Annotated in this window: 13 protein-coding genes; 9 read left to right on the forward strand and 4 right to left on the reverse strand. The window is 70.4% G+C overall.

All coding sequences use genetic code 11. The features are described 5' to 3' along the window. Nucleotides 1–4 precede the first annotated feature (4 nt). The gene (locus ELQ40_RS08155; protein ID WP_205649458.1) at nucleotides 5–376 is read right to left on the reverse strand and encodes an RNA-binding S4 domain-containing protein; all 372 of its coding nucleotides are present in this window, start codon (nucleotides 374–376) and stop codon (nucleotides 5–7) included. Between the two features lie 112 nt (nucleotides 377–488). On the opposite strand from ELQ40_RS08155, the gene ELQ40_RS08160 reads away from it, so the two are divergent. Continuing rightward, nucleotides 489–950, forward strand: a complete 462-nt coding sequence (locus ELQ40_RS08160; RefSeq protein WP_127793236.1) for an NUDIX hydrolase — start codon at nucleotides 489–491, stop codon at nucleotides 948–950. A gap of 27 nt (nucleotides 951–977) precedes the next feature. On the opposite strand, the gene ELQ40_RS08165 is transcribed toward ELQ40_RS08160, so the two are convergent. Then, a complete protein-coding gene (locus tag ELQ40_RS08165) occupies nucleotides 978–1,811 on the reverse strand; it encodes a DUF1295 domain-containing protein (protein WP_127793237.1) in 834 nt (277 codons plus the stop codon). A gap of 34 nt (nucleotides 1,812–1,845) precedes the next feature. On the opposite strand from ELQ40_RS08165, the gene ELQ40_RS08170 reads away from it, so the two are divergent. The 4 genes from ELQ40_RS08170 (at nucleotide 1,846) to ELQ40_RS08185 (ending at nucleotide 4,335) form a co-directional block, all read left to right on the forward strand. Further along, nucleotides 1,846–2,469, forward strand: coding sequence for a CDP-alcohol phosphatidyltransferase family protein (locus ELQ40_RS08170; protein ID WP_240666004.1), 624 nt, complete (start codon nucleotides 1,846–1,848; stop codon nucleotides 2,467–2,469). 98 nt (nucleotides 2,470–2,567) lie between these two features. Next, the gene (locus ELQ40_RS08175; protein ID WP_205649494.1) at nucleotides 2,568–2,981 is read left to right on the forward strand and encodes an FHA domain-containing protein; all 414 of its coding nucleotides are present in this window, start codon (nucleotides 2,568–2,570) and stop codon (nucleotides 2,979–2,981) included. Beyond that, nucleotides 2,981–3,673: a MerR family transcriptional regulator gene (locus tag ELQ40_RS08180; protein ID WP_240666005.1), complete on the forward strand. Its 693-nt coding sequence runs from the start codon at nucleotides 2,981–2,983 to the stop codon at nucleotides 3,671–3,673. The genes ELQ40_RS08175 and ELQ40_RS08180 overlap by 1 nt, the downstream gene beginning before the upstream one ends. Nucleotides 3,674–3,780: 107 nt before the next feature. Then, nucleotides 3,781–4,335, forward strand: coding sequence for a MerR family transcriptional regulator (locus ELQ40_RS08185; RefSeq protein ID WP_127793239.1), 555 nt, complete (start codon nucleotides 3,781–3,783; stop codon nucleotides 4,333–4,335). Nucleotides 4,336–4,441: 106 nt separating this feature from the next. On the opposite strand, the gene ELQ40_RS08190 is transcribed toward ELQ40_RS08185, so the two are convergent. After that, a complete protein-coding gene (locus ELQ40_RS08190) occupies nucleotides 4,442–5,293 on the reverse strand; it encodes a ParA family protein (RefSeq protein ID WP_127793240.1) in 852 nt (283 codons plus the stop codon). Between the two features lie 76 nt (nucleotides 5,294–5,369). Here ELQ40_RS08190 and ELQ40_RS08195 point away from each other — a divergent pair, with 76 nt between their 5' ends. Genes ELQ40_RS08195 through def form a run of 3 tightly spaced genes read left to right on the forward strand, consistent with a single transcriptional unit; the run spans nucleotide 5,370 to nucleotide 10,659 of the window. Further along, a complete protein-coding gene (locus ELQ40_RS08195) occupies nucleotides 5,370–8,774 on the forward strand; it encodes a pyruvate carboxylase (protein WP_127793241.1) in 3,405 nt (1,134 codons plus the stop codon). A 38-nt stretch (nucleotides 8,775–8,812) separates the two neighbouring features. Continuing rightward, on the forward strand, nucleotides 8,813–10,156 hold the full coding sequence (locus ELQ40_RS08200; RefSeq protein WP_127793242.1) for a MinD/ParA family protein: 1,344 nt from the start codon (nucleotides 8,813–8,815) through the stop codon (nucleotides 10,154–10,156). A gap of 11 nt (nucleotides 10,157–10,167) precedes the next feature. Then, on the forward strand, nucleotides 10,168–10,659 hold the full coding sequence (def, locus tag ELQ40_RS08205; protein WP_127793243.1) for a peptide deformylase: 492 nt from the start codon (nucleotides 10,168–10,170) through the stop codon (nucleotides 10,657–10,659). Between the two features lie 93 nt (nucleotides 10,660–10,752). Here the strand turns inward: def and ELQ40_RS08210 are convergent, their stop codons facing one another. Then, the gene (locus ELQ40_RS08210) at nucleotides 10,753–12,585 is read right to left on the reverse strand and encodes a long-chain fatty acid--CoA ligase (protein ID WP_127793244.1); all 1,833 of its coding nucleotides are present in this window, start codon (nucleotides 12,583–12,585) and stop codon (nucleotides 10,753–10,755) included. A gap of 176 nt (nucleotides 12,586–12,761) precedes the next feature. Here ELQ40_RS08210 and ELQ40_RS08215 point away from each other — a divergent pair, with 176 nt between their 5' ends. Continuing rightward, entirely contained in the window at nucleotides 12,762–13,712 is a 951-nt protein-coding gene (locus tag ELQ40_RS08215; protein WP_127793245.1) for an ROK family glucokinase, read from the forward strand. The last annotated feature ends 31 nt before the right edge of the window (nucleotides 13,713–13,743 follow it).

Genomic DNA, 13,743 nt, shown 5'->3' on the forward strand with positions numbered 1-13,743 from the left:
CCGGTCAGCGACCGCGCAGCCGTTCGAGGTCGCGTCGCTCCCGCTTCGTCGGCCGTCCGGCGCCCCGGTCCCGGACGGGGAGGATGGCCTGTTCGGTCCGCGGCGGCGGCGGGGGAGTCCGGTCGTCGACGGCCGTGGCCGCAAGCGCCGCGGACACGCGCTTCACCATGGTGCGACGAACCACGAGGTGCCGGTCGAAGCCGGCCACGCGCACTCGGACCTCGTCGCCGGGCCTGACGACCTGTGCGGCCTTCGCCCGCTCGCCGTTCACGCGCACGTGTCCGGCGCGGCAGGCCGCAGTCGCCGCAGAGCGCGTCTTGAACTGCCGGACCGCCCACAGCCAGGCGTCCACCCGCACCGGTGATTCGTCGTCCACCCGGCCAGCCTACGTCGCGCCTCCGTGCGCGCGGCCGCGCCGGATCGTCGCCGGACGTCATCCGGACGACGTCGGTGCCGGCGCCGGGGCATCCGTGCGCCATGCTGGATGGGTGAGCGGTGCAAGTGGAGACGCCTGGGCGGAGGGTCCGGGCGGCGTCAGGTACTGGGGGCGTTTCGGTGCCGCCGGGCTGCTCGTGGTCAGCCCACGGGGCGAGGTCCTGCTCCAGCACCGCGCCGAGTGGAGCCACTTCGGCGGCACGTGGGGCCTGCCGGGCGGCGCCAGGCACGAGCACGAGTCCGCGGTCGACGCGGCGGTGCGGGAGGCGAACGAGGAGGCGGGCGTGCCGTCGGACGTACTCGACGTGCGATTCACCTCGGTGCTCGACCTCGGGTTCTGGTCGTACACCACCGTGGTGGCCGACGCGCGCGCCCGATTCGAACCGATCGTGGCCGACCGGGAGAGCATCGAACTCCGCTGGGTTCCGGCCGACGACGTCGGCGGGATGCCGCTGCATCCGAGGTTCGCCGAAGCCTGGCCGGCGTTGGCCGCGAGGATCTCGCAGGCGTCCTGACCGGCCCCGCGTTCCGGCCGAGCGGTGCTACGCCGCGTCGACCTCCGCGGCCGCCGTCCGCGGATGCCGCGGGAACCACGGTACGAGCATCGACGTCCGCCGCCGGTAGTCGTCGTACGCGGGGTACCGCGATCGCGAGATCGATTCGGTGAACACCGTGGATCCGATGAACAGCACGGTCAGCAGGACCGCACCGAGCACCGTCCAGTGGAGCCAGACCCCGGTGGCCACGACGGCGAACCCGTAGAACACCCACCACTGCGCCTGCTCGAAGAAGAAGTTCGGATGCCGCGACACACGGAACAGGCCCGTCTGGAGGAACCCGGGCTGGGGCGAGCGCCCGGCGGCGCGCTCACCGTCCTTCCACCGGTGGAATCGCCACTGCTGCTCGTCGGCGATCGTCTCGCCGGTGAGGAAGGCGAGGAAGACGACGGCGAGCGCCACGTCCCACGCGCCGAGCGGCTGCGGCGAAGCCGAAGCGGTGAAGGCCGGGAGCGTGAACCCGAGGATCAGCAGGTTCTGGTAGATCGAGATGAAGCCGATGTTGAAGAGGGCGAACGCCCAGCCCGGCATCCTCCCGCGCAGGATCGCCCACCGGTAGTCCTCGCCCAGCCCCGGACGGTATCCGCCCTTCCGCGCGAAGTTGAAGGTGAGCCGGATGCCCCACAACGTCACGAGCGACGCCATCAGCACGAGCCTGGGGGAGAAGCCGTCGCCGGCGGCGAAGATCCACACGTACGCGATCGGCGCGATCGACCAGATCCGGTCGACCCACGAGTGCTCCTTGGAGAGCACGGATGCGAGCCATGTTCCAGCGGTGACGAGCGCGCACAGCAGCGCGGACACGACGAGGGCGTTCATGGGCGCGATTCTATGGCGTCGATAGGATCGAGGCGTGGGCGCGGATCGGGGGGTCGTGGAGAGCACGCGGATCTGGACGATCCCGAACGTGCTGAGCATGCTCCGACTCGTGCTCGTGCCCGTCTTCCTCGTGCTCATCGTGCGCGCCGACTACGTCGCGGCGCTCATCGTGCTCGTCCTGGCGAGCCTCACCGACCTGCTCGACGGATTCCTCGCCCGACGGCTCGGACAGATCACCCGGCTCGGACGACTGCTCGACCCCGCCGCCGACCGGCTCTACATCTTCGCCGCGCTCATCGGCCTCGCCGCCCAGCAGCTCGTGCCCTGGTGGATCGTCGCCATCATCGTCGCCCGCGACGTGTTCCTCGTCGTCCTCGGGATCATCCTCGCCAACCACGGATTCGGGCCGCTGCCGGTGCATCAGCTCGGCAAGGTCGCGACGTTCGCGCTCTTCACGGGGCTGCCTGTGATCATGCTCGGCCCGGCGTTCCCGGCAGTCGAACAGGTGAGCGCGCCCATCGGTTGGGCGATCACGATCTGGGGGGCGTTCCTCTACTGGTGGGCCGGCGTGATCTACGCGATCGAGACGGTCCGCGCGATCCGCACGGCACGGGTGGCGGGAGACCCCCGATCCGATACGCTTGGACAGGGAGGTTAGCCGTGGCCGAAGACGACAGCACCCGCGCAGGCGAGACGCAGGACGCGAGCGATTCGCGAGAGGGCGTACAGCGACCGGGCGGTTCCGACGACTCGACCATCGGATTCAGTCGCGAGGCGGCCGCCGCCCTCGCGGGCCTGGACTCCGAGGTCTCCGCGGAGGAACAGGAGGCGATCGCCGCGTTGCCCAGCGGCTCGGCGCTCCTGATCGTGCGCCGAGGGCCGAACAGCGGGGCGAGGTTCCTCCTCGACCAGGACGTGACTACGGTCGGGCGTCACCCGGACGCCGACATCTTCCTCGACGACGTCACGGTCTCGCGGAAGCACGCCGAGTTCGTCCGCCATCGCACGGCGTTCGAGGTGAAGGACCTGAGCTCCCTCAACGGCACCTACTTCGACGGGGTGCGCATCGACACCGCACTGCTGTCCGACGGTGCAGAGGTGCAGGTCGGCAAGTTCCGGCTGACGTTCTACGCGTCGCGGCGAGACCTCGCTCCGGTGGCGGGCGGCTAGTGGGCCGCCCGGCTGCCTCGCGTGCCACCGCCACCGGTGCGACGCCGCTGCTCGGCATCGGCCAGGTGATGGCGCGGCTGCAGCCGGACTTCCCGGAGTTGACGCCGTCGAAGCTCCGATTCCTCGAGGAACAGGGCCTGGTCGCCCCGGCGCGTACCCCCGCCGGATACCGCAAGTTCTCGGCGGCCGACGTCGACCGCATCGCCTTCGTCCTGTCGATGCAGCGCGACCACTACCTTCCGTTGAAGGTCATCCGGGCCCACCTCGAGTCGATCGACGCCGGAGCCACGCCGGCCTTGCCCGGCGCCGCGCCGGTACCGGCCCCGGCACCGGCGCGCAGGTTCCGCCGCGACGAGCTCGCCGCCGAGGTCGGTGCTCCGGCGTCCCTCGTCGACGACGCCGTCTCGGCCGGGCTCCTCTCCGCGACCGAGCAGCACGGCGAGGAGGCGCTCACCGTGCTCCGGTCGCTCGCCGCGTTGCGCGCAGTCGGCATCGAACCGAGGCACCTGCGCAGCATGCGGATCGCCGCTGAACGCGAAGCCGCGCTCATCGAGCAGGCGCTCGCGCCATCGCGTCGCGCGGATCCGGCGGACAAGGCGCGCGCGGTCGAGCGCGCCCGCGAACTCGGACGTCATCTCGAGACCGTGCACGCGAGCGTCGTCCGCCACACCCTCGGCAGACTCGGACGCTGATCGCGACACGCCGTGACGAACGGCCGGATGTGTTTGGTCGGCGCAGGTCGGGTCGGTAGCGTGGAACCCGCGCCGCCGAGGGCGGTGACGAGAAGAGGGGCGGCCAGATGACTGAGTTCGAGCGGAGCGAGAAGTCGCGCTACGACCTCGGCCTGCTCTTCACCGACGGCCTGCCCGAGCACGACGAGGCGATCGGCTACCGAGGCGCCGTGGCGGCCCGTGCGGCCGGCATCAGCTACCGTCAGCTCGACTACTGGGCCCGGACCGAACTCGTCGAGCCGACCGTCCGCGGCGCGGCCGGATCCGGCTCGCAGCGCCTGTACGGGTTCCGCGACATCCTCGTGCTGAAGCTCGTTAAGCGGTTGCTCGACACCGGTATCTCGCTCCAGCAGATCCGCACCGCCGTGACGCAACTCCGTGAGGCGGGCGTCCAGGACCTCGCGCAGACGACGCTCATGAGCGACGGGTCCAGCGTGTACCTCTGCACCTCCGACGACGAGGTCATCGACCTCGTGAACCGTGGGCAGGGCGTCTTCGGCATCGCCGTCGGCAAGGTCCTCCGCGAGGTCGAGTCGACCCTCGTCGAGCTCGACCGCCAGCCGGCCGACGAGGTCGACGAACTCGCCGCGCGCCGAGGCGCGAAGGCGCGCCGAATCTCCTGACCCTCCGGGGCATCCGGACCGCTCGGGATCGACGCACATACGGCGCGCTCGGATCCGCTGCCCGCTGCCTACTCGGCGTGGAGCGCCGAGTCGGGTGGCCGCCGGCTCAGATCGAGTGCGACTCGATCTGGTACTGCGGGACCTGCGGGATCGGACCCGTCGCGTACTCGCCGATGCGCGCCGTGCGCAGCACGCGGTCGAGCAACTGGTCGAAGTGGCCCGACATCTCCTCGGCGCTCTCGCCCGGCCACATGTGCAGGGGCTTCGCGGCACCCTGGGCCTGCTGCAGCGAGGTGCGCTCGGGCAACTGCGGCGAGAGCACGAGCGGACCGAACATGTCGCGCAGCTCCTTGATGCGGAACTGGTGCTCGAGCGACTGCACGCGCGCGCGGTTCACGATGATGCCGAGCGGCTGGAGCCGGGGCGAGAGTCCTCGTCGGATCTCCTCGATCGCCCGGAGCGCACGGTCGGCGGCGGCCACCGAGAAGAGTCCCGGCTCCGTGACGACGGCGACGCGGTCGCTCGCGGCCCACGCGGTGCGGGTCAGCGCGTTCAGCGACGGCGCGCAGTCGATGAGGACGAGCTCGTAGTCGGCCTCGACGTTCGCGAGCGCCTCCTCCAGCTTCCAGATGTCGCGGATCGAGGGGTGCGGTCCGTCGAAGTTGATCGCCGCCGGGCTGCCGATCATGACGTCGATGGTCGACTGGGGGTTCGAGCGGGCCCACCCGCTCGGCGCGATGGCGGAGCGCACGATGCGTTCCTTCGGCGAGGCGAGCACGTCGGCGACGTTGAGGTGGCCGGCGACCTGGATGTCCATACCGGTCGAGACATCGGACTGCGGGTCGAGGTCGACCACGAGCGTCCGGACGCCGCGGGCGAAGGCCGCCGACGCCATACCGAGGGTCACGGTGGTCTTGCCCACGCCGCCCTTGAGGGAGCTGACGGAGAGAACGTGCACGAACAGATACGTTACCTTTAGTCCTCGGACGAAAGCTAAACGTTGGCTGTGCGACGACGCGTGTCGAAAGGACTGCATGTTCACGAAGATCCTGGTTGCCAACCGCGGTGAGATCGCCATCCGCGCATTCCGGGCGGCCGTCGAGGTCGGCGCGAAGACCGTGGCGGTGTATCCCTTCGAAGACCGCAACTCCCTGCACCGGCTCAAGGCCGACGAGGCCTACCAGATCGGCGAACCCGGGCATCCCGTCCGCGCCTACCTCGACGTGTCCGAGATCATCCGCGTCGCGAAGGAATCGGGCGCCGACGCGATCTACCCGGGGTACGGCTTCCTCTCCGAGAACCCCGAACTCGCCCAGGCGGCCGCCGAGGCGGGCATCGCGTTCATCGGTCCGCCGAAGCGTGTGCTCGAGATGGCGGGCAACAAGGTCACCGCGAAGGAGCATGCGATCGCCGCAGGCGTCCCGGTCCTGAAGTCGACGCCGCCGTCGCGCGACATCGAGGAGCTGCTCGCCGGAGCCGACGAGATCGGCTTCCCGATCTTCGCGAAGGCGGTAGCGGGCGGCGGCGGCCGCGGCATGCGCCGCGTCAACACGTTCGAGGAGCTGCGCCCCGCACTCGAGGAGGCGATGCGCGAGGCCGACAGCGCGTTCGGCGATCCCACCATGTTCCTCGAGCAGGCCGTGCTCCGGCCCAGGCACATCGAGGTGCAGGTGCTCGCCGACGCGACCGGCGAGACGGTGCACCTGTTCGAGCGCGACTGCTCGGTGCAGCGGCGGCACCAGAAGGTCGTCGAGATCGCGCCGGCGCCGAACCTCTCCGATGACATCCGTCAGTCGCTCTACCGCGACGCCATCGCCTTCGCGCGCTCGATCGGGTACGTGAACGCGGGAACCGTCGAGTTCCTGCTCGACACGGCCGGCGAGCGCGCCGGCGAGCACGTGTTCATCGAGATGAATCCGCGCATCCAGGTCGAGCACACGGTGACCGAGGAGGTCACCGACGTCGACCTCGTGGTGTCGCAGATGCGCATCGCGGCGGGGGAGACCCTCGCCGACCTCGGCCTGCTCCAGGACCAGATCCGGCTGCGGGGTGCGGCGTTGCAGTGCCGCATCACGACCGAGGACCCCACCGCGGGGTTCCGGCCCGACACGGGCAAGATCACGACGTACCGCTCGCCGGGCGGGGCCGGCATCCGGCTCGACGGCGGAACGGTGAACCCGGGCGCGCAGATCAGCCCGCACTTCGACTCGATGCTCGCGAAGCTGACCTGTCGCGGTCGCGACTACCCGGCGGCGGTCGCCCGTGCACGGCGCGCCCTCGCGGAGTTCCGCATCCGCGGCGTCTCGACCAACATCCCGTTCCTGCAGGGCGTGCTCGACGACGCATCCTTCGTGGCGGGCGACCTGAGCACCTCGTTCATCGAGGAGCGGCCCGAGCTGCTCCGCGGTCGGCAGTCGAAGGACCGCGGCACGAAGATCCTCAACTGGCTCGCGGACGTCACCGTGAACCAGCCGAACGGAGCTGCCCCGACGACGGTGAGCCCGGTCGAGAAGCTTCCCGTGATCGACCTCTCGGCGCCTGCGCCGGCCGGTTCGCGGCAGCGACTCCTCGAACTCGGGCCGGCCGGGTTCGCCGCCGCGTTGCGCGCGCAGAAGCCGCTCGCGGTGACGGAGACGACGTTCCGCGACGCGCACCAGTCGCTGCTCGCGACCCGGGTGCGCACCAAGGACCTCGTCGCGGTCGCCCCCCACGTGGCCCGGCTGACGCCGCAGCTGCTCTCGGTCGAGGCCTGGGGCGGCGCGACGTACGACGTGGCGCTCCGGTTCCTCGGCGAGGACCCGTGGGAGCGCCTGGCGGCGCTGCGGGAGGCGCTTCCGAACATCAACATCCAGATGCTGCTCCGCGGTCGAAACACCGTCGGGTACACGCCGTACCCGCTCGAGGTCACCGATGCGTTCGTCCGCGAGGCGGCCGCGACGGGCGTCGACATCTTCCGCATCTTCGATGCGCTGAACGACGTCTCGCAGATGCGCCCGGCGATCGAATCGGTCCTCGAGACCGGCACCGCCGTCGCCGAGGTCGCGCTCTGCTACACGGGGGATCTCCTCGATCCCTCGGAGGACCTGTACACGCTCGACTACTACCTCCGCCTCGCGGACAAGATCGTGAGTGCGGGCGCGCATGTCCTCGCCATCAAGGACATGGCGGGGCTCCTGCGTCCGGCGGCAGCCGAGAAGCTCGTGGGCGCGCTGCGTGAGCGCTTCGACGTGCCGGTGCACCTGCACACGCATGACACGGCGGGCGGCCAGCTCGCCACGCTGCTCGCGGCGAGCCGCGCGGGGGTCGATGCGGTCGACGTGGCGTCCGCCCCGATGTCGGGGACGACGAGCCAGCCGTCGGCGTCCGCGCTGGTCGCGGCGCTCGCGCACACCGACCGCGACACCGGCATCTCGTTGCAGGCCGTCTCCGACCTCGAGCCGTACTGGGAGGCCGTGCGCCGGCTGTACCGGCCCTTCGAGTCCGGGCTTCCGGGTCCGACCGGACGCGTGTACCACCACGAGATCCCGGGCGGCCAGTTGTCGAACCTGCGTCAGCAGGCGATCGCTCTCGGCCTCGCCGATGACTTCGAGCTCATCGAAGACCTCTATGCGGCAGCGAACGACATCCTCGGCCGGGTGCCGAAGGTCACGCCGTCCTCGAAGGTGGTCGGCGACCTCGCCCTGCACCTGGCGGCCGTCAAGGCCGACCCCGCCGACTTCGCGGCGAACCCCGAGAAGTACGACGTGCCCGACTCGGTCATCGGCTTCATGGCCGGCGAACTCGGCGACCTCCCCGGCGGGTGGCCCGAACCCTTCCGCTCGAAGGTCCTCGCCGGACGGGACGTGCGGATCGGCGTCGCCGAACTCACGCCCGAACAGCGCGAAGCGCTCGAGGGCGACGCCGTGACGCGCCGGTCGATGCTGAACACCCTCCTGTTCCCCGCGCCCACCCGCCAGTTCGAGCAGATCCGCGAGCTGTTCGGCGACCTCTCCGTCGTCGACACCGCCGACTACCTGTACGGACTGCGCTCCGGCGCGGAGCACGTGATCGAGATCGACCGCGGGGTCCGGCTGTACGCGGGCCTCGAGGCGATCGGCGAGGCCGACGACAAGGGCATGCGCACCGTCATGACCATCCTCAACGGCCAGTTGCGGCCCGTGTTCGTGCGCGATCGATCCATCGTCGTCGAGTCGCGGTCGGCGGAGAAGGCCGATGCCTCGCAACCCGGACACGTCGCGGCACCGTTCTCGGGCGTGGTCACGCTCCAGGTCGAGCCGGGTGCCGAGGTCGAGGCCGGTCAGGCCGTCGCATCGATCGAGGCGATGAAGATGGAGGCCGCGATCACGTCGCCGCTCGCCGGCGTCGTGGAGCGCATCGCGATCCCGAAGACGCAGCAGGTCGAGGCGGGCGATCTGCTCGTCGTCGTGCGCCCGCGCTAAGGTGGGGCAAGTGTTCGACGCTGATCGGAGGGGTGTCGGTGGTTGACAAGCACGACGATGAGGGACGACCCGAACGGGGCACGCTGCCGCCGAGCGGGGGAGCGCACGCCGCGGGGAGCCTCCCGGACAGCTTGAACATCCGGGTGGACCTGCCACCGGCGCCGCGCCGCCAGGCTCCTGCCGAGGAGACCGCCGTCGCGATCGACGACGTTTCGGTCGACCCCGGCGCCGCCGGCTCCAACGGACCGACCACGCGCTCGATCGACGTGGTCGCCAGCGGCGGGAGCTATGTCGGCGCCGGTCGGCGCGACGCGTCGCCGTACAGCGCGCTGCTCGCCTCGGACGCGGCCCAGCGCCGTGATCGGAGCGCCCGCGACGCGTCGACGACGTCGGTCGCGGTGGCCGAGGAGGCCGTGCAGCCGCAGTTGCCGGAGGCGCCCGAGCCGAGCGAATCGCTGACCGCCGATCGGCTCATCGACCTCAATCGTGCGACACGGCCGGCTCCGCAGGGCGGGCTCAACCGTTTCCTCTACCACGCGACGTTCCACGTCGTGAACCTGGGCGACTCCGCGAAGGTCCGAGCGCACAAGGCGATGAACGAGCGGATCGGCAAGCGGTTCGACGGTGGAGCGCGGTTCGTGCCGATCCTCACCCGGAAGGGCGGCGTCGGCAAGACGACGATCACGACCCTGCTCGGCATGGCACTCGCCGACGCCCGCGATGACCGGATCATCGCGATCGACGCGAATCCCGATCGCGGGACCCTCGCCGAGCGGGTCGACCGGCAGACCCGCGAGACGGTGCGCGATGTGGTCTCGAAGGCCTCGTCGATCGGCGGGTACACCGACTTCTCGACGTTCGTCTCGCGCGACGAGACTCGACTCGACATCCTGGCGTCCGACACCGATCCGCTGCTGTCGGAGGCGTTCGACGACAACGACTACAACGTCGTCGCCGGACTCGCCGCCCGCTACTACTCGATCGTGCTGACGGACTGCGGCACCGGCATCGTGCACTCCGTGATGCGGGCGACGCTGCAGCGGGCCGACTCGATCGTCATCGTCTCCGGGGGCAGCGTCGACGAGGCCCGACTGGCCTCCGAGACGTTGACCTGGCTCGAGGCGAACGGGTTCGGCGAATTGGTGCGCAATGCCGTCGTGGCCATCAACCTCGCGACCCAGGGAACCCACCTCGTCAAGGTCGACGAGATCGAGGCGCACTTCGCCTCCCGTGTGCGTGAGATCGTCCGCATCCCCTACGACCCGCAGTTGGCCGCCGGTTCGGTGGTGCACTGGAAGGCGCTGCGTCAGGTCACCCGCGACGCGGCCAGAGACCTCGCCGCGCAGGTGGTGGAGGGCCTGCCCGCGGACCGCGGGCACTGATTGGAGCATCCGTGCCGGAACGACCCATCCGACTCTTCGGCGACCCCGTCCTGAAGAGCGTGTCCGCCCCCGTCGACCAGATCGACGAGGGCGTTCGTTCGCTCGTCGCCGACCTCCTGGACAGCGTGCGGATTCCCGGGAGGGCCGGTGTCGCGGCACCGCAGATCGGCGTCAACCTGCGGGTGTTCAGTTACAACGTCGACGGCCGGATCGGCTACGTGATCAACCCCGAGATCGTCGAGGTGAGCGGCGAAGCCGAGAAGATCGACGAGGGATGCCTCTCCGTGCCGAACCAGTGGGCGCGGACGCCCCGCCATCCGTTCGCACGCGTCCGCGGCATCGACCTCGACGGCAACGCGATCGAGGTTTCGGGCACCGGCGTGCTCGCGCAGGCGCTCCAGCACGAGGTCGACCACCTCGACGGACTGCTCTACCTCGACCGCCTCGAGAAGGAAGAGCGCCGAGTCGCGATGCGTCAGGTGCGGGAGTCCGACTGGTTCTGAATCGGCGAGTCCGGACGAACGACGACGGCCCCGGGGAGGTGCTCCCCGGGGCCGTCGTCGTCGCGGCGGCCGCATCCGGCGGCCGCGGAGTGTTCAGCTCACGATGGAGTGGCCCTCGGTCGCCGGCGCACCCGAGTACATGCCCTCGACCTCGACCGCGAAGTCCTCGAGGATCACGTTGCGCTTGATGCTGAGCTTCGGCGTCAGGTGACCGCTCTGCTCGGTCCATTCGGTGGCGAGCACGGTGAACTTGCGGATCGACTCCGCGCGGGACACCGTCTCGTTGGCGGCATCGATGGCCCGCTGCACCTCGGCGAGCACGACCGGGTGCTTCGCCGCCTCCTCCAGGCTCATGCCGGCGTCCTCGCCCGCATTGTTGAGCCAGACGGGGAGCATCTCGGTGTCCAGCGTCACGAGCGCGCCGATGAACGGCTTCTGGTCGCCGACGACGACGACCTGGCCGACCACCGGGTTGGCGCGGATCGGATCCTCGAGCGCGGCGGGGGCCACGTTCTTGCCGCCCGCCGTCACGATGATCTCCTTCTTGCGACCCGTGATCGTGAGGAATCCGTCCGCGTCGAACGCACCGATGTCACCGGTCTTGAACCAATCGCCCTCGAACGCGTCGGCCGTCGCCTCCGGGTTCTTCCAGTACTCCTTGAAGACGTTGACGCCCTTGACCTGGATCTCGCCGTCCTCGGCGACGCGCACCCCGACGCCCGGGAGGGCGGGGCCGACCGTGCCGATCTTCGACTTGGTGGCGAGGTTCACCGTCGCCGGCGCCGTCGTCTCGGTGAGGCCGTAGCCCTCGAGGATCGTGATCCCGAGCGCGTGGTAGAAGTGCCCGAGGCGCGGGCCGAGCGGCGCGGACCCCGACACGGCGTACTTCACGTTGCCGCCCATCGCGGCACGGAGCTTGGAGAACACCAGCGTGTCGAACAGCTTGAACCGGAGCTTGAGACCGAGCGGCACGTGACCGGCCTCGAGGGCGGTCGAATATTCCACCGCGGTCTGGGCGGCCTTGTGGAAGATCTTGCCCTTGCCGCCCGCCTCGGCCTTCTGCTCGGAGACGTTGTAGACCTTCTCGAAGACGCGGGGCACCGCGAGGAGGAAGGTCGGCTTGAAGCTGCCGAGCGAGGGCAGGAGCTGCTTCGTGTCGGGCTGGTGGCCGACATGCACGCCGGCGTGCACGCTGAGCACCGAGATGAACCGGGCGAACACGTGCGCGAGGGTGATGAACAGGAGCGTCGATGCCCCGTTCCTGTCGGCCACGACCTCCTGGAGCGCGACCGCGGAGTTCCGCGAGAGCTCGACGAAGTTCGAGTGCGTCAGGACGCAGCCCTTGGGCTTCCCGGTGGAACCGGACGTGTAGATGAGGGTCGCGATGTCGTCGCCGTTCGCGAGGTTGCGGCGTCGTTCGATCTCCTCGTCGGCCACCTCCGCGCCGCTCGCCGCGAGCTTGTCGAGATCGCCCAGCTCGATCTGCCAGACGTTCCGGATCGCCGGGAGTTCGGGGTGCACCTCGTCGAAGCGTGCGAAGTGATCGGGCGTCTCGAGGATCACCGCGACGGCACCCGAATCGCTCAGGTTCCACCGCACCTGCGCGGGGGAGCTGGTCTCGTAGACGGGGACCAGGACGGCGCCCGCGAACCAGGTCGCGAAGTCGATGAGCGTCCACTCGTAGCTCGTCTTGCTCATCAGGCCGATCTTGTCGCCCGGCTGGATGCCGGCGGCCACGAGGCCCTTCGCGAGTGCGACGACCTGGGCATGGAACTCGGCGGTCGTGATCGGCGACCACCCGCCGTCGGTCGTGGGCCGCGAGAACAGCACGCGGTCCGGGGTCGCCTTCACCCGCTCCACGAGGAGGTCGGTCGTATTCGCCGTCGGGTCGGCGGGAACGAGGGGCGGAGTGATGAATTCGGTCACGGTAGCTCCTTCGGCACCGGATGGGTCGCCACGGGGTTCGGGCCCGTGCGGCCCAGGGCATGGGGTTGGCTACACTCTAGTCGTTCCTCCGCTCCGTGGCGTCGGCCGGGAAGGCATGTTCGCGCGGGCGGCGGTGCTTCTCCTCGACTCTCTCCCCACCTCGGAAGGCGGCACCCGTGGCGCACGCGATCGGCATCGACATCGGCGGCACCAAGATCGCGGGGGCGGTCGTCGACGACGAGGGGCAGATCGTCCGTCACGACCGCGTGCCCACGCCCACCGACACGGGGGCGTTGGAGGACGCGGTCGTCGCGATGATCGAGGGCCTCCGTGCGGAGGAGCCGATCGAGGCGGTCGGCGTCGCGGCGGCGGGATTCATCGACGCCGCGCAGTCCACCGTCTACTATGCGCCGAACATCGACTGGCGCAACGAACCGTTCCGCCAGAAGCTCGAAGCCCGCACCGGAGGCACGGTCGTCGTCGACAACGACGCGAACGCCGCGGGATGGGCCGAGTTCCGGTTCGGCGCCGGGCGGATGGTCAGCGACATGGTGATGCTCACCGTCGGCACCGGCGTCGGCGGAGCGATCGTCGCGGGCGATCGCCTGTTCCGCGGCGGATTCGGCGCCGGGGCGGAACTCGGTCACCTCCGCCTGGTGCCGGGCGGCATCGCCTGCGGATGCGGCCAGTTCGGGTGCCTCGAGATGTACGGCTCCGGCCGGGCGCTCCTGCGCATGGCGAACGAGATCGCGGATGCCGGCGGCATCGGGCAGCATCTCGCGCGCCTCCGGAGCGAGCACGGCAGGCTCGACGGCGGGCTCGTGGGCGACCTCATCGCGCAGGAGGACCCCGGTGCGATCGCGGCGCTCCGCCAGTTGGGTCGATGGCTCGGCGAGGCATCCGCGAGCCTGTCGGCCGTGCTCGACCCGCAGCGGTTCGTGTTCGGCGGCGGCGTCGCAGCCGCCGGTGAACTGCTGCTCGACCCGATCCGCGAGTCCTACCTCGAGCACCTCCCCGCGCGGGGGTATCACCCCGAACCCGACTTCGTGATCGCCGAGCTCGTGAACGACGCCGGCGTCGTCGGCGCCGCCGACCTGGCACGCGTCTGGGTCGCCGATCACGCCTGAGCCCCGGGCGAGTAGGCTGGGGCGGTCCGTC

It is taken from the genome of Agromyces sp. LHK192, from assembly GCF_004006235.1.
Taxonomy (GTDB): domain Bacteria; phylum Actinomycetota; class Actinomycetes; order Actinomycetales; family Microbacteriaceae; genus Agromyces.

Bases quoted from the DNA above. Each gene is read 5' to 3' on its own strand.
- ELQ40_RS08165 (WP_127793237.1), bottom strand. From the start codon at position 1,811: ATGAACGCCCTCGTCGTGTCCGCGCTGCTGTGCGCGCTCGTCACCGCT.
- ELQ40_RS08185 (WP_127793239.1), top strand. From the start codon at position 3,781: ATGACTGAGTTCGAGCGGAGCGAGAAGTCGCGCTACGACCTCGGCCTG.
- ELQ40_RS08195 (WP_127793241.1), top strand. From the start codon at position 5,370: ATGTTCACGAAGATCCTGGTTGCCAACCGCGGTGAGATCGCCATCCGC.